At 63.8% G+C, this 24,230-nt stretch carries 23 protein-coding genes and 1 pseudogene; 13 read left to right on the top strand and 11 right to left on the bottom strand.

Annotation, left to right across the window (positions count from 1 at the left end; all coding sequences use genetic code 11):
* Positions 1-36: 36 nt before the first annotated feature.
* Positions 37-2,922, bottom strand: coding sequence for an ATP-dependent Clp protease ATP-binding subunit (locus PDMSB3_RS11345; RefSeq protein ID WP_165186180.1), 2,886 nt, complete (start codon positions 2,920-2,922; stop codon positions 37-39).
* A 367-nt stretch (positions 2,923-3,289) separates the two neighbouring features.
* Here PDMSB3_RS11345 and PDMSB3_RS11340 point away from each other — a divergent pair, with 367 nt between their 5' ends.
* Complete coding sequence (locus PDMSB3_RS11340; RefSeq protein ID WP_007181544.1) at positions 3,290-3,766, top strand: universal stress protein; 477 nt, start codon at positions 3,290-3,292, stop codon at positions 3,764-3,766.
* 37 nt (positions 3,767-3,803) lie between these two features.
* On the opposite strand, the gene PDMSB3_RS11335 is transcribed toward PDMSB3_RS11340, so the two are convergent.
* The 4 genes from PDMSB3_RS11335 to PDMSB3_RS11320 form a co-directional block, all read right to left on the bottom strand.
* Complete coding sequence (locus tag PDMSB3_RS11335) at positions 3,804-4,451, bottom strand: nitroreductase family protein (protein WP_007181545.1); 648 nt, start codon at positions 4,449-4,451, stop codon at positions 3,804-3,806.
* 161 nt (positions 4,452-4,612) lie between these two features.
* Positions 4,613-6,988, bottom strand: a complete 2,376-nt coding sequence (locus PDMSB3_RS11330; RefSeq protein ID WP_165186177.1) for an exo-beta-N-acetylmuramidase NamZ domain-containing protein — start codon at positions 6,986-6,988, stop codon at positions 4,613-4,615.
* Positions 6,985-8,241 (bottom strand): putative glycoside hydrolase, encoded by a 1,257-nt coding sequence (locus PDMSB3_RS11325; protein ID WP_007181547.1) that lies wholly within the window; start codon positions 8,239-8,241, stop codon positions 6,985-6,987. The genes PDMSB3_RS11330 and PDMSB3_RS11325 overlap by 4 nt, the downstream gene beginning before the upstream one ends.
* A 34-nt stretch (positions 8,242-8,275) precedes the next feature.
* Positions 8,276-9,028: a polysaccharide deacetylase family protein gene (locus tag PDMSB3_RS11320; protein WP_232064178.1), complete on the bottom strand. Its 753-nt coding sequence runs from the start codon at positions 9,026-9,028 to the stop codon at positions 8,276-8,278.
* Between the two features lie 387 nt (positions 9,029-9,415).
* Between PDMSB3_RS11320 and PDMSB3_RS11315 the strand changes: the two genes are divergently transcribed.
* The 3 genes from PDMSB3_RS11315 to PDMSB3_RS11305 all read left to right on the top strand — a co-directional run bounded on the left by PDMSB3_RS11315 (position 9,416) and on the right by PDMSB3_RS11305 (position 11,829).
* Positions 9,416-10,369 (top strand): universal stress protein, encoded by a 954-nt coding sequence (locus PDMSB3_RS11315; protein WP_007181549.1) that lies wholly within the window; start codon positions 9,416-9,418, stop codon positions 10,367-10,369.
* A 133-nt stretch (positions 10,370-10,502) separates the two neighbouring features.
* Positions 10,503-10,991 carry a carboxypeptidase-like regulatory domain-containing protein gene (locus PDMSB3_RS11310; RefSeq protein ID WP_007181550.1) on the top strand — a complete coding sequence of 163 codons (489 nt, stop codon included), beginning with the start codon at positions 10,503-10,505 and terminating at the stop codon, positions 10,989-10,991.
* A 187-nt stretch (positions 10,992-11,178) separates the two neighbouring features.
* Positions 11,179-11,829, top strand: coding sequence for a BON domain-containing protein (locus PDMSB3_RS11305; RefSeq protein WP_165186172.1), 651 nt, complete (start codon positions 11,179-11,181; stop codon positions 11,827-11,829).
* A gap of 145 nt (positions 11,830-11,974) precedes the next feature.
* Here PDMSB3_RS11305 and PDMSB3_RS11300 read toward each other — a convergent pair whose 3' ends face one another.
* Positions 11,975-12,994 carry an LOG family protein gene (locus PDMSB3_RS11300; protein ID WP_007181552.1) on the bottom strand — a complete coding sequence of 340 codons (1,020 nt, stop codon included), beginning with the start codon at positions 12,992-12,994 and terminating at the stop codon, positions 11,975-11,977.
* Positions 12,995-13,029: 35 nt separating this feature from the next.
* Entirely contained in the window at positions 13,030-13,611 is a 582-nt protein-coding gene (locus PDMSB3_RS11295) for a lipocalin family protein (protein WP_007181553.1), read from the bottom strand.
* Positions 13,612-14,297: 686 nt separating this feature from the next.
* Here PDMSB3_RS11295 and PDMSB3_RS11290 point away from each other — a divergent pair.
* Together PDMSB3_RS11290 and PDMSB3_RS11285 are read left to right on the top strand one after the other, a co-directional pair.
* Entirely contained in the window at positions 14,298-15,308 is a 1,011-nt protein-coding gene (locus PDMSB3_RS11290) for a hypothetical protein (protein ID WP_007181555.1), read from the top strand.
* 69 nt (positions 15,309-15,377) lie between these two features.
* Entirely contained in the window at positions 15,378-15,587 is a 210-nt protein-coding gene (locus PDMSB3_RS11285; protein WP_007181556.1) for a ChaB family protein, read from the top strand.
* A gap of 97 nt (positions 15,588-15,684) precedes the next feature.
* Here PDMSB3_RS11285 and PDMSB3_RS11280 read toward each other — a convergent pair whose 3' ends face one another.
* Both PDMSB3_RS11280 and PDMSB3_RS11275 read right to left on the bottom strand, forming a co-directional pair.
* Positions 15,685-16,380, bottom strand: coding sequence for a phosphoribosyltransferase (locus PDMSB3_RS11280; RefSeq protein ID WP_007181557.1), 696 nt, complete (start codon positions 16,378-16,380; stop codon positions 15,685-15,687).
* 75 nt (positions 16,381-16,455) lie between these two features.
* On the bottom strand, positions 16,456-17,388 hold the full coding sequence (locus tag PDMSB3_RS11275; RefSeq protein ID WP_007181558.1) for a 1-phosphofructokinase family hexose kinase: 933 nt from the start codon (positions 17,386-17,388) through the stop codon (positions 16,456-16,458).
* A gap of 404 nt (positions 17,389-17,792) precedes the next feature.
* Between PDMSB3_RS11275 and PDMSB3_RS11270 the strand changes: the two genes are divergently transcribed.
* From PDMSB3_RS11270 to PDMSB3_RS11255, 4 genes are all read left to right on the top strand, one after another.
* On the top strand, positions 17,793-18,443 hold the full coding sequence (locus PDMSB3_RS11270) for a BON domain-containing protein (protein WP_007181559.1): 651 nt from the start codon (positions 17,793-17,795) through the stop codon (positions 18,441-18,443).
* A 66-nt stretch (positions 18,444-18,509) separates the two neighbouring features.
* On the top strand, positions 18,510-19,022 hold the full coding sequence (locus PDMSB3_RS11265) for a BCAM0308 family protein (protein WP_007181560.1): 513 nt from the start codon (positions 18,510-18,512) through the stop codon (positions 19,020-19,022).
* Positions 19,023-19,082: 60 nt separating this feature from the next.
* The gene (gene ftsH, locus PDMSB3_RS11260; RefSeq protein ID WP_165186169.1) at positions 19,083-21,050 is read left to right on the top strand and encodes an ATP-dependent zinc metalloprotease FtsH; all 1,968 of its coding nucleotides are present in this window, start codon (positions 19,083-19,085) and stop codon (positions 21,048-21,050) included.
* A 5-nt stretch (positions 21,051-21,055) separates the two neighbouring features.
* Complete coding sequence (locus PDMSB3_RS11255) at positions 21,056-21,331, top strand: hypothetical protein (RefSeq protein ID WP_007181562.1); 276 nt, start codon at positions 21,056-21,058, stop codon at positions 21,329-21,331.
* A gap of 56 nt (positions 21,332-21,387) precedes the next feature.
* On the opposite strand, the pseudogene PDMSB3_RS11250 reads toward PDMSB3_RS11255, so the two are convergent.
* Both PDMSB3_RS11250 and PDMSB3_RS11245 read right to left on the bottom strand, forming a co-directional pair.
* Positions 21,388-21,714: pseudogene (locus PDMSB3_RS11250) on the bottom strand (polyhydroxyalkanoate depolymerase); the annotation flags it as partial.
* Positions 21,708-22,010 (bottom strand): hypothetical protein, encoded by a 303-nt coding sequence (locus PDMSB3_RS11245; RefSeq protein WP_035518065.1) that lies wholly within the window; start codon positions 22,008-22,010, stop codon positions 21,708-21,710. The pseudogene PDMSB3_RS11250 and the gene PDMSB3_RS11245, both read right to left, overlap by 7 nt.
* 210 nt (positions 22,011-22,220) lie before the next feature.
* Between PDMSB3_RS11245 and PDMSB3_RS11240 the strand changes: the two genes are divergently transcribed.
* The 3 genes from PDMSB3_RS11240 to PDMSB3_RS11230 are packed head-to-tail and all read left to right on the top strand — an operon-like array spanning position 22,221 to position 24,195.
* Positions 22,221-22,841: a LemA family protein gene (locus PDMSB3_RS11240; protein WP_007181563.1), complete on the top strand. Its 621-nt coding sequence runs from the start codon at positions 22,221-22,223 to the stop codon at positions 22,839-22,841.
* Positions 22,838-23,695, top strand: coding sequence for a TPM domain-containing protein (locus PDMSB3_RS11235; RefSeq protein WP_007181564.1), 858 nt, complete (start codon positions 22,838-22,840; stop codon positions 23,693-23,695). The genes PDMSB3_RS11240 and PDMSB3_RS11235 overlap by 4 nt, the downstream gene beginning before the upstream one ends.
* Before the next feature lie 2 nt (positions 23,696-23,697).
* Positions 23,698-24,195, top strand: a complete 498-nt coding sequence (locus PDMSB3_RS11230) for a TPM domain-containing protein (protein WP_007181565.1) — start codon at positions 23,698-23,700, stop codon at positions 24,193-24,195.
* The last annotated feature ends 35 nt before the right edge of the window (positions 24,196-24,230 follow it).

Raw genomic sequence — 24,230 nt, 5'->3', positions numbered from 1 at the left:
CGGAGCGCCGGGCTGTCATGCCCGGCGCCGCTCGCTTTATCCCGCGGCGTGGTCGCCGCCGTCCGTGTTGCCGCGCTTGCGCGCCGGGCTGGCACGCTTGCGCGCGGGTTTGGCGGCCGGCCCGGTGTCGGCCGCACCATTGCCGGCGTCCGGGTCTTTCTGTTTGTCCTGCTGCGTTGTGCCGGCGAGCTCCTGCTGCGGTGCTTCGCTCAGTTCGAACACCGTATCGTCCTGGAGCGGATCGAACCGGCACACCACCCGGTTGCCCTCGCGGACCGCGCCGTCGAGCATCTGCTTTGCGAGCGGATTTTCGATGACCTGGCGAATGCGCCGCCGCAGTTCACGCGCGCCGTATTCGGGCCGGTAAGCCTCCTTCGCCAGTTGATCGACGATACTGTCGTCGAACACGATGTCGATGTCCTGACTCTTCGCGATGTGCGCCACCTTGTCGAGTTGCAGGCGCACGATCGAACGGATCTGGTCGGCGTTGAGCGACTCGAAAATGATGATCTCGTCGATACGGTTCAGGAACTCGGGGCGGAAATGTGACCGCAGCACTGTCATCACACCTTCGCGCACGCCGTCGGGCTGCCGGTCCTTACGGGGGCTCTTGCCGGCAACGATGTCGTTGTCCGCCGCGATGAAGCCGGGACGCTTGCGCGGCGTGCCCGTGATGACGTCGGAGGCGAGGTTGCTGGTCGCGATGATCAGCGTATTGGCGAAGTCGATGACGCGGCCCTTGCCGTCGGTCAGGCGGCCGTCGTCGAATACCTGCAGCAGCACGTTGTAGACGTCCGGATGCGCTTTTTCGATTTCGTCGAGCAGAATCACGCTATGCGGACGCCGCCGCACGCGCTCGGTCAACTGGCCGCCTTCGTCGTAGCCGACATAGCCGGGCGGCGCACCGATCAGTCGCGCCACCGCGTGCCGCTCCATGTACTCGCTCATGTCGATACGCACAATGGCGTCCTCGTCGCCGAATACGACTTCGGCGAGCGCCTTCGCCAGTTCGGTCTTGCCGACGCCGGTCGGGCCGAGGAACAGAAACACGGCAAGCGGCTGATGGCGGGCCTGCAAACCCGCGCGGCTTCGCCGCACCGCATCGCTTACCGCGCTGATCGCTTCTTCCTGGCCGATCACGCGCCGGTGCAGGCGGTCCTCCATTTGCAGCAGTTTGGTTTTCTCCTCCTGCGTCAGGTCGGCAACCGGAATGCCCGTCATTTTCGCGACGATCTCGGCGACCAGCGTACGGGTCACCTCCGCGGTGCTCGTGCTCACACGCCGCTTCCATGCCTCGGTCGAGTCGTCGAGCTGGGTTTGCTTGCCTGACAGTTGTTCTCCGAGCGCCTTCGCCCGTTCGAACTGTTTGTGCGACGTCGCGTATTCCTGCTCGCGCCGGATCTGGGCGATTTCCGATTCGAGTTCCAGCACCTCCGCCGGGCGGGATGTGGATGACAGATGCTCGCGCGCGGCCGCCTGGTCGATCAGGTCGACGGCCTTGTCCGGCAGGAAGCGGCCCGTAATGTAGCGGTCGGACAGTTCGGCGGCGGCCACGCACGCTTCATCCAGAATCGTGACCTTGTGGTGCGCTTCCAGACGGTCGCGCAGCCCCCGCAGAATGCCGATAGTCTGCTCCACGCTCGGCTCGCCGACCAGCACCGGCTGGAAGCGCCGTTCCAGCGCGGCGTCTTTCTCGATGTACTTCTGGTATTCGGCGAGCGTGGTCGCGCCGATCAGATTGAGCTCGCCGCGCGCCATCGGCGGCTTGAACACATTGGCGATATCCAGGCCGCCTTCGCCGCCGCCCTGGCCCGCACCGACGATGGTGTGCACTTCGTCGACGAAGAGAACCAGCCGATCCTTGTGCGCGGCGATTTCGTCCATCACCTGCTTGACGCGTTCCTCGAATTCGCCACGGTATTTCGAGCCCGCGACCAGCGAGTTGACATTGAGTTCGATCAGGCGCTTTTCGCGCAATGTTTCCGGCACGTCGCCGCTGATCATGCGCAGCGCGAGTCCTTCCACAATCGCCGTCTTGCCGACGCCGGGCTCGCCGATCAGCACGGGGTTGTTCTTTTTGCGCCGGGCGAGCACCTCGACGAGCGTCTCTGTTTCCTTCGATCGTCCAATGACCGGATCGAGCTTGCCTTCACGGGCGAGCCGCGTGATGTCGCGGCTATATTTGTCGAGCTGCGGCGTGTCGCTGGGAGCTTGCGCGGCTTCTTCCTGGCCGGCCTGCTTCAGCGTCTGCTGACGCAACAGGTGAGGCGACAGGCCGTACTTCATCAACAGATCGCCGGCAAAACTGTCGGTGACCTCGGCGAGGCCGGTAAGAATGTGTTCGGGGCCGACGTAGTTCTGTCCGAATTCGCGCGACGCGATGACGGCGCGTTCGAGCGCACTTTTCAGGCGTGGCGAAACGGAGATCTCGCCTTGCGGCGCTTTGGACGTGACGTGCCCCTTTGGCGCGTTTGCTTCGATATGCTTTTGAAGATCGCTGGCGGAGATCTTCAGCGCCGACAGAATGCGCTGTACTGCTTCACTTTCGACGAGTTCATAAAGCACGTGTTCGGTGTCCACCTCATGGCGGCCGAATTGCACGGCGCGTTCGGCGGCACGTTGCAGTATTTCCTTCGCCTGCTCGCTGAAATGCTGTTGCAGGTCGACGCCTTTGTTCACCGGGCCGTCGTGACGCGTGGCGGCTGGTTCAGCGCCGAAGCCGTCTGTGCCCGAGTCCAGTAATCCGTCGAACAGGCCGCCCCGAAACAGCGATTCGAGCGGCGACACCTGTCGTTGATGCCGCGTGAGCTGCGCGTAGTGATAGTCGCAAACATCGAGTTGCCTTCTGCGTCCGCCCTGAATGACCGCGACCCGGATGGTCGCAGGCCTGACGCCGCAAAGTTCGCACAGATGTTCCGCCATGTCGTATCTCCCGAATGTACCGATGTTGGAAAAGCAGGCCAGCGGGAAGGTGACTGTCGTGTTGCCCGCCGCTTGTCGATCGGGTCATTGTGGGCGGAGGGCCGCACGAGTCGTTGAGCTTGATCAAGCGTTGGCCTGGTGTGCACGCAGGGCTTTATCGCCGGCTCGCGACGCGCACGGCGCATAGCGTGATGGGCGCAGGCGGCCGATGTTTTCGCGCGAAGCCTCGCTTTCCCGGCTCGTCATGCGATTGCTTGACGCAAGTCAGGCGCGTGGAGCCGTTCGCGCCGATGATCCAGCTATTCTGCCGCGATGAGCGGTATCAGGACGTCGGGCGGGTGTCTGCAACGTCTGCGAGGAGCGGATCATGTATCAGAAGATCGTCGTGGCGCTGGACGGCAGCGAGTCGTCCAGATGGGCGCTGTATGAAGCGCTGCAATTTGCGCAGCTCACGCAAGCGCGGCTGCATGCGGTGTATGTCGTCCATCCGTGGTGTGCGTCCCGTTACGCGGGCTATTTCAATCCCGACCAGCTTCGTGACGTGCTGCGTGAAGACGGCCGGCTCGCCCTCGATGAGGCGCGCCGGGCCATGGCCGAGCGTGGTGTGCCCGGCGATACCGAGATCGAGGAGACGGAGAGCGCGGCGGACGATATCCCGCACTGTCTCGCCCGTTGTGTGCAACGCCAGGGCGCCGGCCTCGTGGTGATGGGCACGCAAGGCCGGCATGGCATAGGTCGGCTGCTCCAGGGCAGCGTCGCGGAAACGTTCTTGCGGGGCGCCCACGTTCCGGTGCTGTTGGTCAGGTGCCCACGCGATCAGGACGAGATACCGGCGGGCCTGTAAGTGCCCGTCAGTAGCTGTCGCTGCGATGTCCGTGCAGTCACGTCGGACTGAAGCCGACCGTCTGCGTGAGAATCGGCAGTTCGTCTTCGTTGAGAGACAGCGCATTCGCGAGCAGTCGCGGGTTGATCCAGCCCCGGATCACGCTGGCCAGCCCCGCCGACGCGCAATACAGCGAGACGTTCTGCGCAATCGCTCCGGCCGTCACAGCCGAAAAGCGCTCGCGCTGTTGCGCGGGCATCTCCAGTATGCGCGACGTGCGGACCACGTAGACGAGATCGAGCGGCGCCTCACCGACGAAGTCCTGATAGCCGGTCTGTCCGCGCGCGTCGATTGCGTGCTTGAGGACGAGCTGGTGGTTCGGCGGGTCGTAGCGATACACGCCATTGGGCAGCGCGGCGTAGATATCGATTTCATTGAACGAATGCGGTGACGGCGCGGTGCGCCCGCCGGTCGCGGGCCGATTGATCCCGTCGGCGGCCCAGAGCAACTCGCCGAGCAAGGTGGGCGGCAACGCCGTCGGCGCGAACGCGCGACAACTGGCGCGCTGTGCGAAGGCGGTCATCAGCGGCACGCCGGTGTTCAGATCGGGTTTGGGCAACGCGATCACGGCAGGCGTTTCGCCGCTGGCGAGTGGGGGCCGCAACACGGGTGCGGGCTCGTACGCAAGGAGTGGCATGTCGGTCATATCGGACTCCGTTGAAGTGTGCCTGGGGGTGGCCGCGGCAGCGCCACGCTGCCCACGACGGGTGCCATTCCAGGTTAGCCCGAAATCCCTGTCGCCCATTGACGCAGATCAGGCGAAGCAACCCCGTGCGTGCAAGGACGGTCGCGCTTGACAATGCAGACTCAGTAACGCAAATACCTGTCACGCAAGGGCGCGAAACGGTTGCTTTCCTGCGTCGCGATCGCGTCGATCTGATCGAGTCCTACTCCATCGCGCAACGCCTGCCATACCGCGCCGGATCCGATCGCGTCGCGTGTCGCGGCGACGTCGAAGCGCGTAGGGTAGAGCGCATGCAGCGTTACGGCAAGGGCGAGGCCCAGACGGCCGACGTGCGCCGCCGCGGCGTCCGGATCGCGTGCGATCTGTACGCCGTGACACAACTGGCCGCGCCAGGCCGATTCGGTCGGCACGAAGTCGGTGGCCGTAAAGCGGGCGCCGGTATCGAGCGCGTTCAGCGTGGCGGCGAGACTCGCACCGTCGATCCACGGCGCGCCGACGAGCTCGAACGGCGTGGGCGTGCCGCGGCCCACGCTCACATTGGCGCCTTCGATCGTCGCGACTTCCGGATACAGCGCCAGCTGCGTGAGTGTTCGCAGATTCGGCGAGAGCGGCACCCAGCCGAGGCCGGTGTCCGCGAAGCGCATCGTGCGCTGGTAGCCGCTCATGGGGATCACGCGCAGATCGGCGCCGATGTGGCGCTCGCGATTGAAGAGGGCCGCAAGCTCGCCGACCGTCAGTCCCGGCTCGAGCGGCAGCGCGAAGTAGCCGGTGAACGATTCGTGTCCCTCGTCGAGCACGGGGCCGCCGAAGCGGTCCGCGCCCAGCGGATCAGGACGATCGAGCACGAAGAGTGGAATGCCGCGCGACGCCGCGGCTTCGAGCGCATAGCCGAGGGTCGTCTCATAGGTGAAAAAGCGCACGCCCGCGTCCTGGATGTCGAATACGAGCGCGTCGATGCCGTCGAGCGAGCCGGCGGGGAAATGCCGTGTGCCGCCATACAGGCTGTGCACGGTCAGGCCGGTGGCCGGATCGCGAGAATCGCCGACGCGTTCGTCGACGTCGGTATTCAGACCGTGCTCCGGCGAGAACAGCGCGGCAAGCGTGACGCCGGGCGCGTGCGCGAGAACGTCGACGGTGCGGGTGCCTGCGGCGTCGAATCCGGTGCGGTTGGTCACGAGACCGATACGCCGGCCGGTCAGCGGCGCGAACTGCTGCTCTTCGAGCACGTCGAGGCCGCTCCTGACCGGGCCTGCGGCGCCCGGCAGGCGGCTCGCCCAAGTCAGGGCAGGCGCCGCGGCGGGCACTGCGGTGCGGATGTCGGCAGAGGTGCGCGGCGGCGCAGCGCTCGCGATCGCGGCGACGATCTGCGCGCGCAGCGGCCGTGCGTCGCCCTGATCGTTCGGGTGCACGCGGTTGGTCAGGATCACGACGAAGCGGCGCGTGACGAAATCCACCCAGATGCCGGTGCCGGTGTAACCGGTGTGGTCGATCGCGCCGATCGGCGGCAAGCGGTCGCGGTTTGCCACCAGCGGGCTCGCGAGCTCCCAGCCGAGGCCGCGCCAGGGCTGGACGGGCAACGGCGAAACGGCCGCCGCCAGAGCCTCGATGCTGGATGCCAGGAGCACGCGCGTTGCCGGTCTTGCGCGCGTTGTCGCGCTGAGGCCGCCGTTGAGCAGCATCTGCGCGAAACGGGCGAGGTCGTCGGCGGTGGAAAAAAGGCCGGCGTTTCCCGCAATGCCTTGCATCCAGCTGGCGAGCGGATCATGGACGCGGCCGCGGCGCATGCCGAGGCGGTCCGCTGTCGTCGCGGCGCTGCGCGCAGCGTGCCGCGCGTCGGGAAGAAAGCCGGTGTCCCGCATGCCGAGCGGCGCAAAAATATGCGTGTGGCAATACACATCGAAAGGTTGACTGGTCACGCGCTCGACGAGCACGCCCAGCGTGGCGAAATTCAGATCGCTGTAGATCACGCGTTCGCCCGACCTCGCGCGCAGTCGTTGCCGCGCGATATCGTTCAGGACGCTTGCACGTGTGCCGCCTGCCGGCCGCGAGTTCAGATCCGCCTGCAGCCCGGACCTATGCGCGAGCAACTCGCGCACCGTGACCGCTTCCTTGCCATTCGCGCCGAACTCGGGCCAATAGCGCATCACGGGAGCATCGAGGTCGATGCGTCCCGCTTCGACCTGCTGCATGACCGCCGTCGTGGTCGCAATCACTTTGGTCAGCGAGGCCAGATCGAAGACGGTGCCGACAGTCATCGCTTCCCGGTAAGGCTCGGTCATGCGTTGGCCGAACGCCTCGCGATACTGCACCTCGCTCGCGGTTCCCGCCACCACCACGGCGCCGGGCAGCCGGCCGGCTTCGATCTGGCCGGCGACAATGCGGCCGAGCTCCGCACGCATGCCGGCGTCGAGCGGCGCGGCGCGCGCGAACGGCGGCGCGTGCAGCAGCGCAATCGCCAGTGCCGCTGCCGGCACGGCTCGGGCCAGCCGGCGTCTCATCGCGGCATGTCCGCGGCATCGTAACGATTGCGCGGGTTCCATAGCATCCAGCCGTCGCTGCCGGCGGCATCCGCGGCATGGGTCTGGGCGCGGATCTGGGCTGCGTCGAAATCGCGGTGGTCGAACGCATAGTCGCGAAACGCCTGCAGCCAGGGGCGAAACCGCACGCTCGGCAAATGCGTCCGCTGCACCGCCTCGTCGAGCGAGCGCCGGACGATCTGCCCCGGATCGGCAACCGGATTCGTGCAACCCGGCAAACCCCATGTGAAGCCGGAGGGATACAGCATCGGCGAGATGTAGTCGAGCGGGGCGCCGAGCAGTTCGATCTGCTGGCCGATGGCGGTGTCATCCAGATTCCAGCAGACGTAGCCGAAGATATCCGCCGCGACGAATACGTTGTAGGGCGCGAGGCGCGTACGCGCGGCCTGCAGGAAACCCACGATCGCAGCCGTGCGGTTGGCCCGTGTATTGGCTTGCGAAAAGTGCAGGCCGCCCGCGTCGGGAAAGCGGACATAGTCGAACTGGATTTCGTCGAAGCCCATTCTGGCCGCCTCTTCGGCGACATCGAGATTGTGCCGCCACACCTCGCGCGAGAATGGGTCCAGCCACTGCAAATGTTCGCGGTCGCGCCACGGATTGCCGTTTGCATCGCGCACCGTCCATGCCGGATGGGCATCGGCGAGCGGGTCGTCCTTGAACACGACGATGCGGGCGATCAGGTAAAGATGCCGGGCATGCAGTTCGGCGAGCAGTGCCGGGAAATCGCGGGCAATCGGTCCATTGCCCTTCAGTTGGGCCGATGCGCCGACCGCGTCGCGTGCCGCGCTGTGATAAGGCGTGAGACCGCGATCGCCTTTGACGTCGATCACCAGTGCATTGATGGCCGTGGTCTGCGTGAGTGCGAGTGCTTCGTCGCGCAGCGTGGTGCTCGTCACGCCATATACCGAGAGATACACCGCTTTGGGGCGAAAGGGCGTGAGCTTGAGCGTCAGCGGCGCCTCGCCGTTCGTGTCGACCTCTGTGCGCAGATAGCCGGGTGCCCGCGCAGCGATGCGGGTGATGGACGACTCGAACTCGAAGCGGCCGTCTGCGTCCGCTTGCTGTACGCCGGACGGGCTTGTGACAAACGCGTGTGGTATCGGTTTCGCCGTAACTTCGTCGATGACGACGCCCGTTGCCGCGCTGCACGGCAAGCTCGTCACGAGAACCGCAAGCGCTAGCGCGGTGCCGCGCAGGAATGAAAGTGTGGCCATTTTATTTGTCTCTTCATTTGTCACTTCATTTGTTTCAATCGCCGCTGGAGTTCGGGGCGGCCCGAGGCGCCGGCTCGCCGAGCAGCGCGGCCAGACCCGCGACCCCATATGAATCGACCATCAGGAAGCGCGGCAGGGCGAGCATGCGCGAATGCCTATCCACGCTGCGTCCCTCCAGCGAAAATGCCGCGATATAACCTTCCCCGGAGGCCAGCGCCATCAACTCATCGTCGCAAATGCCGAATGGCCACGCCAGCAGATTGATCTCGCCCCCGACTTCGGCCTCGATGCGCTGCCGCGACATGTCGAGCTGGGTCCGCACGAAATGCTGAAAATCCGCGGGCGTCCGGCGGCGCCGTTCGACCTTGAAGTTGGGATGCCAGTACGTATGCGACTGAACGTCGAACAGGCCGGTCTGTTTGAGCGTGCGCAATTGCTCCCACGTCAGCGCGTAGGAAGCATTCGAAATGGCCGAAGGATAGACGAAGAGTGTGACCGGCAGACGCTCGCGCTCCACGATTGGCCGCAGTTCGTCGAAGACCGACCGATGGCCGTCGTCGACGGTCAGGACGATCGGCCGTGGCGGTAGCTTCACGGAAGGATCGCGCAGCCAGTTCACGACGTCTCGCAGCGGCACCACCTGATAGCCGCGTTCTTTCAGGAATCGCAATTGTGCCTCGAAGGTCGCGACACGGACCGTCATGGAATCGTTCACGGTCGCGGCAAAGCGGTGGTAGACCAGGATCGGCACATGCGTGGGCGGCGTCTGCGCGTGTGCGCCGAACATGAACGCGAGTCCGCATAAGCCAATGGACAGTGCGCGCCAGCATCGATTGTGCAATTGGAAAAGACCGCGGGCGAGCAGATGCGGCATGGACGTCCTTTTTAGTGGCGTTGTTCGCTGGAGGCGATTTGCGGCGATGCACGGCGCAATCGCTCTGCCTCGGCCAGCATATGGGCCCGCCCGGATGGGCGATTGATCCCCGTCAAATGCACGCGACGAGGGCCGCTCCATCACACAATGGCGGTGCGCTCCTTCGCGCGTCAGCGATAAATGCCGTGCGGGCGGCGGTGGAAGCGACTTGACGTGCATCAATGAGTCGAAGAGCAGAGCGCAGAGAATCAGACCTCGATGTCAGCAGGGCGAATGTCACGCCCTCATGGAGACCTGATCATGAGCACAACGTCCTCCGGCGGTAACGCCACTCGCGCAATCCAACGGATACTCCTGGCCGTCGACACGTCGCCGGAGTCGGCGCGCGCAGTGGCATACGTGCGCCACCTGACGCTACCCGGTGCCCGGATCCGCATTGTGAGTGTGGCGGAAAATCCTCGTGTGCTCTTGCCGCTCGGATCGATGACGGATGCCGAACTGCAACTCGCGCGCACCGAACTCGCCCACGATGCGGACGAAGCCGTGGCGCGCGCCAGAAAGATATTCGCGGATGCCGGTATCGACGTGGAATCGGGCGTCACGGAAATTTCAAGGGAAGGCGGCTACACCGCAAACGCATTGATTGATGCCGCAGCCGAATGGAAGGCGGATCTGCTGGTCATGGGCGCTCGCCAGCATCACGGCATGTTGCGCTGGGTCGAAGGAACGGTGTCGGAATTCGTCACGACCGAGGCACCGTGTTCGATTCTCGTTGTGCCTGCCGGCTATGAAGCGGAGATCCGGACATCGCCGCGCCGGCTCCTGTTCGCGCTGGACGGAAGCGCCGCTTCGCTCGACGCGTTGCACTTCGGGCTGCAACTCGCCACACCCGAGTCCCGTCTTCGTGCGATCTACGTGATAGATCGTGCTGTCCGCCTGACCGATATCGTGCCGATCAGCGTCCTCGAGCAAGCGTTCGTCGAAGAAGGAAAGGTGATTCTGGAGACGGCAGCGACGGTTCTTGCCGAATTGCCGAATCACGCTGAGACTGAGGCAGTCGAGACGGCGCCGTCGCGTGACGACGTAGCGCATGCAATTGTCCGCGACGCGGAACAGTGGCAGGCGGATCTGATCGTCGTGGGCACCCACGGGCGGCGTGGCGTCGCACGCTGGCTTCTCGGCAGCGTGGCCGCGCGCACCGCGCGTCTCGCCCGCACGCCGTTGCTGCTGGCGCGGCCTTGCCCCGAGGAATGAAACGGGCGGCGGGCATCGGCTGAACATCGGCTGAACACACTTTGCGCGTATTGCGCCATGTGAACGCGGGGAGCGGCCGAAACGCCGGCGCGGAACGCCTCCAGACGTTCACGAACCTGGAGATCTACTCGTTATGCCATTGTTCAATCCACGCTTGCTGCGCATCGGTGTCGCATTCGTGTTTCTCGCCATGAGCGCGGCGCTCGCCGCGCAAACACTGCCCGAGCCGGTCAGCCGCGACGGCGTGCTGTACATGACGGGCGGCATCGGTGAGGACGACGCGAAAGCGTTTCGCGCGCTTGCACCTCGCTACAGCCTGCGCATGACGTTTACCGCCGCCGCGGGCAACTACCTCTCCGATGTGGACGTGACGATCGCAAGCGCGTCGGGCCATGCCGTTCTGGACACCCGCACCGAAGGCCCGTTCCTGTTCGTGATGCTTCCGGCCGGACGTTATCGTATCGTCGCGCATGCCGGGCGCACGGAGTTCGCGAAGACGGTAGACGTTCCGCGTCGCGGTGGGCTGGATCTGCACATCGTCTTGCAGGAGCGCTCCACCGGCGACGCGCGGATGAACTGCCCGCATTGCCGCGCGTCGATGCATAGTCAGAGCGCACCGTGATCAATTACGGCGCACGGCGTCGCGTGGCCCTTGACCTCGATCAATCGCATCGGGCCGGGCAGCAATAGTCTGGATACGTGGCGCATTGGCGGCGGAACACGGCTCGCCCGCCGGAATAGTCGCCGCGCTCAATCAGTTCGCAGCCATGCCCCATCGCGTTGCAAGGTCAAGTCGGAGGAGAAATTCCATGAAGTCGGACAGTCAACTGAAGCAGGAAGTCGAGGACGAACTGAGGCACAGTCCGGCCGTCGACGCAAACGGAATAGGCGTTGCCGTGGTCGACGGCATCGTGACGATCAGCGGACACGTCCCGGACTACGCGACGAAAGTCGCGGCTGAAAAATGTGCGATGAGAATCGCCGGTGTGGTGGCCGTGGTCGTCGCCATCGACGTGAAGCTGCGGGAGTCCGAGCGGCGTACCGACGAGGACATCGCCTTGAATGTGCGCGTCGCCCTCGACTGGATCGCGGGTCTCGAAGACCATGCGATCAAGATCCAGGTGGAGAAGGGTTGGGTGACATTGAGCGGCGAAGTCGAGGACGGTTATCGCAGCCATATCGCCGAGAAAAACGTCGTTCATATGCGCGGCGTGACGGGCGTGACAAACGAAATCAAAATCCGTGGCTCGGCTTCCCCGCTCGACATCGAGTACAGCATCCGCAAAGCCATTCAGCGCCATACCGATCGCGAGCTGAAGCATGTGGGTGTCGAAGTCGAAGACGGGAAGGTAACCCTGTCGGGACGTCTCAGTTCGGTCACCGAGCGTTCCATCGTGACCGGGGCCGCGCGCTCGACGCCCGGTGTGAAGGCCGTGGTCGATCGTCTGTTGGTTGGTTGACGGCGTAGCCTCGCCGTCGCGAGGCTCATTGTCGTCGTTGACGGTTGTCTTACGGCGTCGTTCAGGTTGCTGGCAGGTTGCTGGCAACGCACGCCCGGCCCGGCAACCTTCAGCCGACGGCACGGCTGCCGATCCGGCCGGCCTTTCAGAGGTGGCCGGCGGCAGGCCCCTGAGCAGATGATCGCGCATCATGTGCCGCATGCCAACGAACGATGCTGGACCAGATGTCCGCCGCTGTTTCGCAAAAACGGAATAGCGCGGCGTCCTGTGGCGCGATCATCCCTTCGCTGATCAGAAAATCAAAATTGATAGCGCGGCGCCAGAACGATTCACCGACCAGCACTACGGGTAGGCGCCGGATCTTGTTCGTTTGCAGCAGGGTCAACACCTCGAACAACTCGTCACAGGTTCCAAAGCCGCCGGGAAAGAACACGGCGGCTTGTGCGCGTTCCAGCAGATGCAGTTTGCGAATGGCGAAATAGTGAAACCTGAAACAGAGTTCAGGCGTGACATACGGGTTGGGTTCCTGCTCGCGGGGCAACGAGATATTCAAGCCGATGCTCGGCGCCTGAAGCTCGTACGCACCCCGATTCGCCGCTTCCATGATGCCGGGGCCGCCGCCCGTGACGATGGCCAGCGACGACAGCGCTCCCGTGCCCTGCGCGCTGCCGACAATGCGGCCGAATTCGCGCGCGATGCCGTAGTAGTGGCTACGCTTGAGCAGTTGTTTTGCGACTTGTAGCGCGCTCTGGCTCTCAGGCTCGCCGGGCCGGTTTTCCAGCGCCCGCCGCGCCTCTTCGACCCGTCGACGCGCGGCTGCCGGCGCGACGATCCGTGTGCTGCCGTACACCACGATCGTGTGATGTATTGCATGTCGCTGCAGCGTCTCTTCGGTCTTCCAGTAGTCGAGTTGCAGACGGATGCCGCACATTTCCGGGCGTCGCAGAAAGGCGAGGTCTTCGTCCGCCTCCAGATACGTTGGGCTTTCGATCATGCGGCGCACGCGCGCCGAACGTTCGGACGGCGCATCTGAGTGGACCCGTGGCGCTCTGCGCGCGGATTCGGGCAATCCAGGTGCGTCCTGATACGGCGCAGACGTAGGGTCCGCACGATTATCCGGTGGCGTGCCGGCATTCGTTGCCGCGTGCCTGGGGAAGGTTGTCATGCGCGTTCCCGCCTGGTTCCGTTGCCGCGCAACGCTCATTGAAAATCGGGTTGGCCGACTTGCCCCGCCGTTTGCGGAACCCTGCGTAGCCGGTCAGTGTTGAAGCCCATAGCGGCGAGCCGGGCCAGCATGCCGGCGTAGGTGGCGTCGTCCATCACCGGGGCGCGCGCGAGTACCCACAGCATATTGCCGTCGGCCATGCAGCGAATCGTGTAACGATAGTCGGGGTCCACATAGGCGGTGACGACCACCACTTCGAACGGCCAGATCAGTCCCACTCGCCATTTCGTGTTGCCGGTTCCGGACATCACCTTCGCTACGAACTGGCTTCCCGTGGCCGGCTGATCGAAGCCGTGACGCCGGCCGAGATATTTGTCGTCGATGCTTCCGTCGCTGCGCAACGTCCACTCGTCGTAGCTGCCGACATAATCGGATTCGCTCAGGAACGGTGTGTCCGCGATGACGTACCAGCGTCCCATGTACCGTTCGAGATCGATTGGCGGCCCTGCCACGCATGCCGACTGGGGTGCCTGGGCTTGCGGCGGGACCGTTTGATCATGCGCGCACCCCGCAATGAAGATGGCGAGCGAGGCGATGCACGCAATTGACTTGTGCATAAGGATTATCCGATTGGGCCGGCGTGACGGACTACGTTCGCAACACACGTGATTATTCTGATTATTCAACCGCGATTGTCGACGATGCCATTGACGTGAGTCAATCGTATGCCAAAGCCGCGCAGGCCGATGCCCGGCGGCGTTGCAACGAGGCAATCGTTTGATCCGGCAATTTCGCGAAACCTGTCGTCAGCGTTGAAGCAACCATGCCCGCATTCCGGCATAGGAGCGACCCGCCCGCGTCAATGGACGGGACAGACCGCTGAACTGGACGATTTCCTTGCGAAGGCGCGGATGAATGCAGGCGAGGCCGAGAACGAGAAACGCGCCTGGCAGCATTAACAGGCCAACGAGCACTGTACTTCTCAACATATCGCCTCCGGAACCTGATTAACTTCGCTATGGATCGAGCATAGGGCTCGTTCGCCATAACGGCTTGACGTGTGTCAACGCGATCGGCTCGGCCGGCGGATCGAATGCGATGATGCTTCGTCATGTTTGCGCTTCTGCCTGGTGAACCGCGGGATTGAGCCATGTCAATATCGAGGATAAGTCGGCGAATAGAGTGAATCGGAGCGCTGTCAGTGGCTAGAAACCTGCTGGTGCACAATGCTGACATCGGGGCTGTATTCACTGAAATCGTGGATCTGTTTTTTTGGCGACGCTATCCGGTACGGTGACAGGGCATGAAACATTTCGATGTGTTCAATGGCGATGCCGACGGAATCTGCGCACTGCATCAGTTGCGCCTGTCGAAGCCATTGCGGTCTGTATTGATCACCGGCGTCAAGCGCGACGTGGAACTGCTCGGCCGCGTTCCGCTCGGGGCGGGCCTCTCCGTGACCGTGCTGGACATCTCTCTGGATTCCAATCGGACAGCCTTGCTTGCATTGCTTCGACACGGAGCCGAAGTGGAGTACTTCGATCACCACTTCGCAGGAGCCATTCCCGAAGCGTCCAACCTGAAGCTCTACATCGACACGACGCCCGACATTTGTACGAGCCTGCTCGTGGATCGTCATGTGGGAGGACAGCACCGCCTTTGGGCGCTCGTCGGCGCCTATGGCGACAACCTCTTGCACGCGGCCCGCACCCTCGCCGCGACATGCGCACTCGAACCGGAGCAAGCCGAACAGTTGCGCGAACTGGGAGAGGCGATCAATTACAACGCCTATGGGGAGAGCGAGGCAGATCTGCTGATCCCGCCTGCCAGCCTTTACAGAACTGTGCGCCCTTACTCCAGCCCATTCGACTTCGCGGCGAACGAGCCGATTGCGCGCGCGCTGTGCGACGCACTACGCCGGGACATGGAACTGGCCTTGAGCTTGCCGCCGGAGAGTGTTATGGCGGGCGGAAAAATCTATCTGCTGCCCGATGAACCGTGGGCGCGACGGGTGCGCGGCGCTTTCGGCAATTTTCTGGCGACGAGTTTTCCTGACCTTGCTCACGCCGTGCTGAGTCAAAGCGTTCAGGGCGAATACATGGTGAGCGTGCGGGCTCCACTCGCTCACCCTTATGGAGCCGCCGACCTGTGCAGGCAATTCGCAGGCGGCGGAGGGCGGGAGGCTGCGGCGGGCATCGGTCGGCTTGCGCAGAATAGGCTGGGGGAATTCGCGCGAGCATTTGAAAGTGCTTTCGTTGACGGCTCGCAGGCTCAGGTTCCTTCTACTCAGGCTACGCGATCTTCCACGCGGTAAAAACTTGTGAACGGTAGGGGGCTGGTTCCGTAGCTTCCAGGACGGTTTTCAGATCTTTAGAGAGAGGCTATGCCCTACTATTCCAACGCGGATCTACCTTCGCCAGTGCGAGGCCACTTGCCGGAGCATGCGCAGGACATCTATCGGGCCGCTTTCAACCACGCCTATGCGGCCCACTCGGAGGATGCGCGCTGCGAGGAGATTGCCCATCGCATTGCCTGGGCCGCGGTGAAGCGATCCTATGTCAAGTATGGCGATAGCTGGGTTCCGCAGGAATGAGGCTGCGCGATTTCCAGCGATGCATAACAGTCGCTGTTGTTGTCATCGAGCCATTGGGCGAAACTCGCGCACGGCGAGAAATGGCGGGGCGGGTGTATTACGGTATGTCCTGATGGGCGCGAGCGAGAAGCGCGCATACTTCAGCGTCGCTTGTCTGCCCGAAGTCCTGATAGAACGGGCCGACGCCGTCGAAGTGTCGCGCAGGGCGGGTGCAGACAAACTCGTCGGCGAGCCCGGCCAGCCGTTTTGCCGTGCTTTCCGGCGCGACCGGTACGGCCACCACGATTCGAGCGGGCTTGCCGGTGCGCAAAGCCTCGATGGCGACACGTACCGATGAGCCGGTGGCGATGCCGTCGTCGACGACGATGGCTGTGCGGCCTTCCAGATTCAGCGGCGGCCGCTGTCCGCGATATAGCGCTTCTCGCCGTGCCAGTTCGCGGCGTTCGTCGTCGAGTACGGCGACGACTTCCGGCTGGGTGACGCCTGCCATGCGGATGGTCTGCTCATCGAGATAGAGTGCGCCGCCGGAGGCGATCGCGCCCATAGCCAGTTCCGGGTAATGCGGTACGCCCAGCTTGCGCACGATCAGCACGTCGAGTTCGACGCCCAGCACCCGCGCGACCTCATAGCCGACCGGCACACCGCCGCGCGGCAACGCCAGCACGATCGCATCGCGACGTCCCGCGTATTCGCTCAACTGCCGTGCAAGCATGCGTCCTGCTTCGGCGCGGTCGCTGAACGGCGGCGCGGTCGCCATCCGGTCCGGGTTCATGGCATCACCGCTTCGGCCCATGAAGCGCCTGTCCTGCGAAGAGATCCTGCCATTTCCCGCCTCCCTCCGGATGCGCGGCACAGCCATACCTGTCGCTTACCTGATCGATATCTCGCGATAGAGCCGCTCGATTTCCCCGCGCTCACAAAGCGCTGTGCCGGCACCCAGCAAAGTCGCCGACGCTGCGGCCATGCCATAGCGAAATGCTTCGTCGATACCTGCACCTCGGTTCAGAGCCCAGATTAGCGCACCGACAAAGCTGTCGCCGGCACCGATCGAACTGGACACTTTCACCGGCAATCCCGCCGCCCGCAAGCAGCGGTCCGCCGTAACCAGCAGCGCGCCTTGCTCGCCGAGCGTCAGCGCGACGATCCGGGCATGGCCGGATCGCACGATGTCCTGCGCAGCGGCAATCCATTCGGCTTCTTCGACCAGCGGCCGGCCCGTGAGATCGCGCAACTCGTTCAGGCTGGGCTTGACGAGCCAGACCCCTGCTGCGAGCGCCGCGTCGAGCGCCGGGCCCGATGTGTCGAGCACGACCCGCGTTTCCTGAGCGCAGGCAAGGCGGGCGAGCTGCGCGTAAATGTCGGCCGGCGCACCGGGAGGCAGGCTGCCGCTCATCACCAGATAGCGCGGTGGTGCTTTCAGTGCGGTGACCTCGTTGATGCAGCGTTGCCATTCGAACGCGGCGAGCGTCGGACCCGGCAGCACGAAGCGGTATTCCAGACCGGTGGACTGCTCGTGGACCGAGAAATTCTCGCGCGTTTCCCCGGCGATCTCAATACAGACGCCTGTGAACGCTTCGGCGTCCAGCAGCCGTCTCAGCATCTGGCCGGTTGCGCCGCCCGCGAGATAGAAGGCTGAACAGTCGCCGCCAAGACGCTGTATGACGCGCGCGACGTTGATCCCGCCGCCGCCCGGATCACGCCGCGCGGCGCTGCATCTCAACTTGCGAGTATCAACCACCCGTTCGATCGATGTCGCGACATCGACGGCGGGGTTGAGCGTGATCGTCACGATTTCCGGCATGGTCGGCAGCCTCTTTGGTTTCGTCGCGGCGCCTGCCCGCACAGACCGATATGCACGCCGGCCTTGTGCGCTTCGCCAACGACACTCCGATCATCCGTCGAACCGGATCGTCCGCATCGCCTTGCCGTGACTGTTTCAGTCATAGGCGCTGGGGTTTTGCTCAGCATAGGCGCGGGGTCTTGCGGCCGGTTGACGTGCATCAATCCCGGCGTGGCTGCGGCGAGCGAACGGCGCAACGCAGCGCATGCCGGTGATGTGGTCCGATCGCGCTTGACCTGAGTCAACCGGAAGTCGCTGGCGCGGGACTATGGTTCACGCATCCGTTCCCGGATCCTTTCGCATTCACGGCGCGCATCGCGCACGACGAAGGGCGCATAGCTGGCGTACAGCGGCAGGAGATACCGATGAAATCAGATCTGGAACTCAAGCATGACGTGGATCAGGAGTTGCTTTGGGATCCTGCGCTCGATGCCAGAAACGTCACCGCCACGGTGCTCAACCGTATCGTCACCCTTGAAGGTTCCGTGAACAGTTGCGCCCAGAAACTCGCTTTGCAGAAAGCGGTGCAGCGGGTAGCCGGCAGTCGTGCGGTCGTGCTCGACCTGGTGGTCCGTGCGCCGTCCCCGTTGAGGCATACAGACGAAGATCTGGCCGCCGCGATCGTCTCGGCGCTGCAATGGCAGGAAGGACTTCCCGAAGACGCTATACGCGTAGTGGTGGAACACGGTTGCGTCACGCTCACCGGCGCGGTGGATTACGGCTTCCAGCGCCAGATGGCCGAAGTACTCGTGACTCGAATGCGAGGGGTCGTCGGCGTGGCCAATCAGATCGAGGTACGAATCGATCCGGTTGCGGCCGATGTCAGCAAACAGATCGCCGAAGCCTTGCAGCGGCGCTCGCGGCGCGAGTCAGGCGGCATTTCGGTCGACGTCCACGACGGCGTGGTCCGGTTGACCGGCGTGGCCGAGTCGCTCCTCGACAAGCGTGTGGCGTGCGGTGTCGCCTGGGGCACCAAGGGAGTGCGGTGGGTAGTCGACCAGTTAGTCGTTGCATGAGTCGTGCTGCAGGCCTTCCCATCCTGTTCGAATCAACTGTGACTTTTACCCCCGAGGGGCTTCGAAATGACCGCGATACAGACACGATTGAAGCGCAACCAGATGCGCCGCGACAAGCAGCCCCAGTCGCATATCTACGACAGTTACAGGTCGCGCGGACGAAGCGCGGGCGCGTCGCGCTGTCCTGACTGCGGCGCGATTTATGACGACGGCCGCTGGACGTGGCGTATCTCGGCCGGGCAGATGCATCAGTTGCAATGCCCGGCGTGCAAGCGGATTCACGAGCAGGCACCGGCCGGAGAAATCACTTTCGACGGCGACTATCTGCTGAACCGCGCAGACGAAGTTCTGGCGTTGCTGCATCATCAGGCGGACGGCGAGAAGCAGGAGCATCCGCTCGAACGGATCATGGATATACAGCAACAGCCGGAGCATATCGTCGTGCAGACCACGGGGCCGCATCTGGTTCGCCGCCTCGGTGCGGCGATGCTGCATGCGCATCAGGGCGAACTGGAGATCAGCTATCGCGACAACGAAGGGCTTCTGCGCGCCCATTGGGTCCGCTCTTCGGCCAGGTGACAAGCGAGACAGGCAAGGCCGGTTTTCCTCCCAGCTGTCTGACGATCGACGCAAACGGCGATGAATGAAAAATCAAATTACACGGGTGTACTGATACCGATCGGCGTCGTGCTGCTGCTTCTCGCGCAGATCTTCCTGTACCGGCAGCCGACCGAAGCGATCGCGTACAGCGACTTTCACCGGTTGCTGGTCGCCCGGCAGCTCGATAACCTGGAGATCGGCTCGGACCAGATCACCGGAAGCGTGCGGATGCCCGGGGCTGCTCCTTTGCTGCCGGCATCCGCTGCGAGCGGACTCGCCGCCAATGGCGAGCCGTGGCGCTTTTCGACCGTGCGGGTGAGCGACGATCACCTGATCGAAGATCTGGCCAACTCGGGCGTTCGTTATACCGGTGTAGCCGACAGGATAGGGTTGGGCGCGGTGCTCGGCTGGATCGTCCCCATCCTGATGCTCGCGGCGATCTGGAGCGTATTCATGCGGCGCGGTGGCGGCGGCTTGCGTGATTTCAGCGGGATCGGCAAAAGCAAGCCTAGGGTCTACGTGGCGCAGGACACCGATGTCACATTCGACGACATCGCGGGCATTGACGAAGCAAAAGCCGAACTGAAACAGATTGTCGAATTTTTGCGTAACGCCGAGCGCTATCGGCGCCTGGGAGGCAAGATCCCCAAGGGCGTTCTGATCGTCGGCGCGCCGGGGACCGGCAAGACTTTGCTTGCCAAGGCCGTGGCGGGGGAAGCGGGCGTGCCGTTCTTTTCGATCAGCGGGTCGGCGTTCGTCGAGATGTTCGTGGGAGTGGGGGCGGCGCGGGTGCGCGACCTGTTCGAACAGGCGCAGAAGAAGGCGCCGTGCATCGTCTTTATCGACGAACTGGATGCCCTCGGTAAAGTGCGTGGCGCCGGAGTCACGTCCGGCAACGACGAACGCGAGCAAACCCTGAATCAACTGCTGGTGGAGATGGACGGATTTCAGCCGAATTCCGGCGTGATCATTCTGGCGGCGACCAATCGCCCCGAGATTCTCGATCCGGCATTGCTGCGTCCAGGGCGCTTTGACCGGCACATTGCCATCGACCGCCCGGACCTCAACGGACGTCGCCAGATTCTGCAGGTCCATGTGAAGAAAGTTACTCTCGCAGCGGACGTCGATCTGGCCGAAATTGCGTCACGCACGCCCGGTTTTGCCGGAGCCGATCTCGCCAACGTGGTCAACGAAGCCGCCCTGCATGCGGCCGAACTCGACAAATCCGCGGTCGGCATGGTGGATTTCGACGAAGCGATCGACCGGGCGATGACCGGCATGGAACGCAGAAGCCGCGTCATGAACGAACAGGAAAAGATCACCATTGCCTACCACGAAGCGGGGCACGCACTGGTCGCGCTGAGCCGGCCGCATTGCGACCCCGTCAAGAAGGTGTCGATCATTCCGCGCGGCGTCGCCGCGCTTGGCTATACGCAGCAGGTGCCGACCGAAGACCGCTACGTGCTGCGCAAGAGCGAACTGCTGGACCGGCTCGACGCGTATCTCGGCGGACGCGTGGCGGAGGAGATCGTCTTCGGCGACGTATCGACCGGCGCCGAGAACGATCTGGACCGGGCAACCGCGCTAGTGCGGCATATGGTTACACGCTATGGAATGAGTGAACAGTTGGGACTTTTCACGTTCGACAGCAGCGATCCCGGCATGGGCTATCCGTCGGCGGCTGGGCGAGGCGAGCGTTTCAGCGAAAGCACCGCGAAGCTGGTCGACGACGAAGTTCGGCGCGAACTGGCCGAGGCCCATGAACGCGTGACGCGCACGCTCGCCGGCAGCCGCGCGCAGCTGGATCGCATTGCCCGGCGCTTGCTGGAGTGCGAAGTGCTCGACCAGGCCACGCTGCTGCAACTGATGGCCGGCGACGCGGCGCCGGCAAGCGCACCGCAACAGAACGCCACGGAGGTAGCCAGTGCGGGGACCGGCGCTTCTGGGCATGCGGCGCCCGAGGCGCACATCGCGGGCAGTCCGTCTCCACTCGCCCAACACGGGTGAGTGGCATGACGGCGCGAAAAATCGACTATCTGCTACTTGGCGGCGGTGTAGCCAGTGCAACGGCGGCGCGAGTGCTGCGCACCGAGGACCAGTCCGCCAGCATTGCGATCCTGTGCGACGAGACGCTCGCGCCATATCAGCGTCCGCAACTGACGAAAGGATTTCTCGACGGCAGTCTCGACACGACGCAAATGGCGATTCATGAGGCCGGGTTTTACACCGACCTGCGCATTGAACTGCTACTCGGCGCGCGCGCCGCGTTGGCGCGCACCTGTCATTGATCGCGCGGTGCACCATGCACGGCGACTACACCGTTCGATAAAAACCGGCCGCCGCCCTAACGGATCGAGCGCCAGAAAGCAGACAGGGCGGGGTGGATGACGTCGCGCCACTTCGGCCCGGTGAACAGGTCGTAGTGGTCGCAGTCCTTAACGGTCAACATCTGACGCATGTCCGGCGCAATGCCGCTGCACAGCGCCTGGGCGGCGTGTGTCTGGCCCGCGCCGGTGATGTCGTCGCGAGCGCCCTCGACCGTGCAGAGTGCCGTCGAAACGATATCCTGCGGCCGTACGTGACGCGTGCCGATCTTCCAGTTTCCGAGGGCAAGCGAGTATTCCTGGAAAGACACACGAATCGTGTCGAGAAAGTAGTCTTCAGTCATATTTCCGGCAGTAACACCCCGGCGTCCGGTGCGCGGCTGAACTTGCGCAGCGTGCAAAAAGGGGTGCGCTCGATCACCTGCTCGACGACCGGCACCTCATGTTCGCCGATTCGTATTGTCGCGATGCCGAAAGGCGGCGCCTCCGGCGGCGGTTGAATCAGGCGGAAGATCCAGTCGTAACCCATTGCGGCGACGCGCGGCTCGTCTGCCCCCTGCGGGTTTCCGTCGCTAGCCGGCAGCCGCCACGTGCCACGCAGCCGCATCAGGTTGCGCTGTGCCTCCAGCCATGCGTACCACATGCTGCCTCCTCGAGGTTGCCCTGGGCCCGTCAATGACGGGGATAACGTTGCCCCCGCCAGTTCTCATGCGCTTGACCGGGATCAACGAACCCAGGTTCACAGCGAATACTGTTCGTTGCAGGGATAGAGCCGCTCGCGCCGCATGGCGTGTGTCGATGCTTCCGTTCACCGGCCCAGTCCATGCGGCTATTAAAACAGGGAGAAAATTCAATGCGCACGCTATATCTTGGTTTGCTGACCGCCATCGTCACGATGCTCTCCGGATGCGGCTACAACGTCATCCAGAGCCAGGACGAGCAGGTGAAGGCAAGCTGGTCGGAGGTCGTCAACCAGTATCAGCGCCGCGCCGATCTGGTTCCGAACCTCGTGAATACGGTGAAGGGCTTTGCAGGCCAGGAGCGCGCCGTCCTTCTCGGCGTTACCGAGGCTCGCGCGCGGGTCGGGTCCGTGCAGGCTACGCCCGAGTTGCTGAACGACCCGCAGGCGTTCTCGCGTTTCGAGTCCGCCCAGGCGCAACTGTCGAGTTCGCTGGCAAGACTGCTGGTCGTTTCCGAGGCTTATCCGCAGTTAAAGTCGGACGCCAACTTCCGCGACCTGCAGGCGCAACTCGAAGGCACCGAAAACCGTATAGCGGTGGCCCGAAACCGCTATATCAAGGCCGTGCAGGACTACAACACGACTGTTCGTTCGTTCCCGTCCAACCTCACGGCCAGTGTGTTCGGCTACAAGGAGAAACCTAACTTTTCGGTCACGAACGAAGCGGAGATCGCACGCCCGCCGCAGGTCGATTTCAACACGGCGCCCACGCCGGCCAGCGGAGCGGCAAATTGAACATCCTGAAGCTGGCCAGCGCGCTGCTGCTTGCCCTCTGCGCATTCCTGCCGCCCGGCGCCAGCGCGGAGGTGCCGGTTCCGGCCCTGAGCGCGCATGTCACCGACGAAACCGCCACCCTCTCGAACGACCAACGCGCTTCGCTCGAGCAGACCTTGCAGGCGTTCGAGACGAAAAAGGGAAGCCAGATTTCCGTGCTCATGGTGCCTACCACCGCGCCGGAAACCATCGAGCAATATTCGCTTCGCGTCGTCGAACAATGGAAGCTGGGCCGCAAAAACGTCGACGACGGCGTGCTGCTGATCATCGCGAAAGACGACCGGACGCTTCGCATCGAAGTGGGCTACGGCCTCGAAGGCGCGCTCACCGACGCAACCAGCAGTCGCATCATCAACGAGACGATCGTTCCGCGGTTCAGACAGGGTGATTACTATGGCGGCGTCGCCGCAGGCGTCGACAGCATCATGCGAGTGGTCGATGGCGAGCCTTTACCCGCGCCGGACCAGCGTGTAAGCGGCTCAACGCAGATCGGGCGCTATCTGCCGGTTCTTTTCGTGCTGACTCTTGTCGCGGGCGGCGTATTGCGTGTGTTGCTGGGGCGGTTGCCCGGCGCCATCGTGACCGGGGGAGCCGTCGCGGTGGTTGCCTGGATGTTGTCGGGCGCGCTGTTCATCGCCGTGTTCGCCGGAGTGATCGCTCTCGCGTTCACGCTGCTCGGCAGCGGTCTCGGCGCCAGCGCCGGCGCGCGCGTGATCGGCGGGCCGCCCGGAAGATTCGGCAGCGGTTCCGGCCGCGACATCTTCAGGGGCGGCGGTGGCGGATTCGGCGGCGGCGGCGCGTCGGGCAGGTGGTAGTCATGAACCTTGAACGCATCGTCAGACATTTGTTGCTGACCCGCTGGCATGTGAACCAGGCCTTTCCGGTCCCGGTGCTGCGGGCCATCGACAAAGCCGTGCGCGACAGCCATGCCGCGCACATGGGGCAGATCCGGTTCGCCGTCGAAGGCACACTTCACATCGCGGCGCTCTGGGAAGGGATCTCGGCCCGGGAACGTGCGATCGACGTTTTTTCCCAGTTGCGCGTCTGGGATACCGAGCACAACAATGGGATACTGATCTATCTGCTGCTTGCCGATCATGACGTGGAGATCGTCGCCGACCGGGGCGTGCATGCCAGGGTCGGGCCGGGCGAATGGGAAGCCATCTGCCAGCGAATGGAGGCGGAATTCAAGCGTGGTAACTATGAGGCCGGCGTGCTAAGTGGCGTCGAGCAGGTGACGGAGTTGCTCAGGAAGCACTTCCCGGCCGAGACCGGGATATGCGAGGAATTGCCGAGTAAGCCGGCTATCCTGTGATCGTGCGTCCGCTTGCAGAGAGCGGATAACGTGTC

The sequence above is a fragment of the Paraburkholderia dioscoreae genome (genome assembly GCF_902459535.1).
Taxonomy (GTDB): domain Bacteria; phylum Pseudomonadota; class Gammaproteobacteria; order Burkholderiales; family Burkholderiaceae; genus Paraburkholderia; species Paraburkholderia dioscoreae.
The sequence above is the reverse complement of the archived record's forward strand: the minus strand, read 5'-3'. Positions and strand labels throughout refer to the sequence as shown.

Coding starts and splice junctions, on each gene's coding strand:
- PDMSB3_RS11245 (WP_035518065.1), bottom strand. CDS start 22,010: ATGTGGTACGCATGGCTGGAGGCACAGCGCAACCTGATGCGGCTGCGT.
- PDMSB3_RS11230 (WP_007181565.1), top strand. CDS start 23,698: ATGAACCTTGAACGCATCGTCAGACATTTGTTGCTGACCCGCTGGCAT.
- ftsH (WP_165186169.1), top strand. CDS start 19,083: ATGAATGAAAAATCAAATTACACGGGTGTACTGATACCGATCGGCGTC.
- PDMSB3_RS11270 (WP_007181559.1), top strand. CDS start 17,793: ATGAAATCAGATCTGGAACTCAAGCATGACGTGGATCAGGAGTTGCTT.
- PDMSB3_RS11285 (WP_007181556.1), top strand. CDS start 15,378: ATGCCCTACTATTCCAACGCGGATCTACCTTCGCCAGTGCGAGGCCAC.
- PDMSB3_RS11305 (WP_165186172.1), top strand. CDS start 11,179: ATGAAGTCGGACAGTCAACTGAAGCAGGAAGTCGAGGACGAACTGAGG.
- PDMSB3_RS11320 (WP_232064178.1), bottom strand. CDS start 9,028: ATGTTCGGCGCACACGCGCAGACGCCGCCCACGCATGTGCCGATCCTG.
- PDMSB3_RS11300 (WP_007181552.1), bottom strand. CDS start 12,994: ATGACAACCTTCCCCAGGCACGCGGCAACGAATGCCGGCACGCCACCG.
- PDMSB3_RS11330 (WP_165186177.1), bottom strand. CDS start 6,988: ATGAGACGCCGGCTGGCCCGAGCCGTGCCGGCAGCGGCACTGGCGATT.
- PDMSB3_RS11345 (WP_165186180.1), bottom strand. CDS start 2,922: ATGGCGGAACATCTGTGCGAACTTTGCGGCGTCAGGCCTGCGACCATC.
- PDMSB3_RS11240 (WP_007181563.1), top strand. CDS start 22,221: ATGCGCACGCTATATCTTGGTTTGCTGACCGCCATCGTCACGATGCTC.
- PDMSB3_RS11275 (WP_007181558.1), bottom strand. CDS start 17,388: ATGCCGGAAATCGTGACGATCACGCTCAACCCCGCCGTCGATGTCGCG.
- PDMSB3_RS11325 (WP_007181547.1), bottom strand. CDS start 8,241: ATGGCCACACTTTCATTCCTGCGCGGCACCGCGCTAGCGCTTGCGGTT.
- PDMSB3_RS11290 (WP_007181555.1), top strand. CDS start 14,298: ATGAAACATTTCGATGTGTTCAATGGCGATGCCGACGGAATCTGCGCA.
- PDMSB3_RS11255 (WP_007181562.1), top strand. CDS start 21,056: ATGACGGCGCGAAAAATCGACTATCTGCTACTTGGCGGCGGTGTAGCC.
- PDMSB3_RS11295 (WP_007181553.1), bottom strand. CDS start 13,611: ATGCACAAGTCAATTGCGTGCATCGCCTCGCTCGCCATCTTCATTGCG.
- PDMSB3_RS11265 (WP_007181560.1), top strand. CDS start 18,510: ATGACCGCGATACAGACACGATTGAAGCGCAACCAGATGCGCCGCGAC.
- PDMSB3_RS11335 (WP_007181545.1), bottom strand. CDS start 4,451: ATGACCGACATGCCACTCCTTGCGTACGAGCCCGCACCCGTGTTGCGG.
- PDMSB3_RS11280 (WP_007181557.1), bottom strand. CDS start 16,380: ATGGGCCGAAGCGGTGATGCCATGAACCCGGACCGGATGGCGACCGCG.
- PDMSB3_RS11315 (WP_007181549.1), top strand. CDS start 9,416: ATGAGCACAACGTCCTCCGGCGGTAACGCCACTCGCGCAATCCAACGG.
- PDMSB3_RS11310 (WP_007181550.1), top strand. CDS start 10,503: ATGCCATTGTTCAATCCACGCTTGCTGCGCATCGGTGTCGCATTCGTG.
- PDMSB3_RS11340 (WP_007181544.1), top strand. CDS start 3,290: ATGTATCAGAAGATCGTCGTGGCGCTGGACGGCAGCGAGTCGTCCAGA.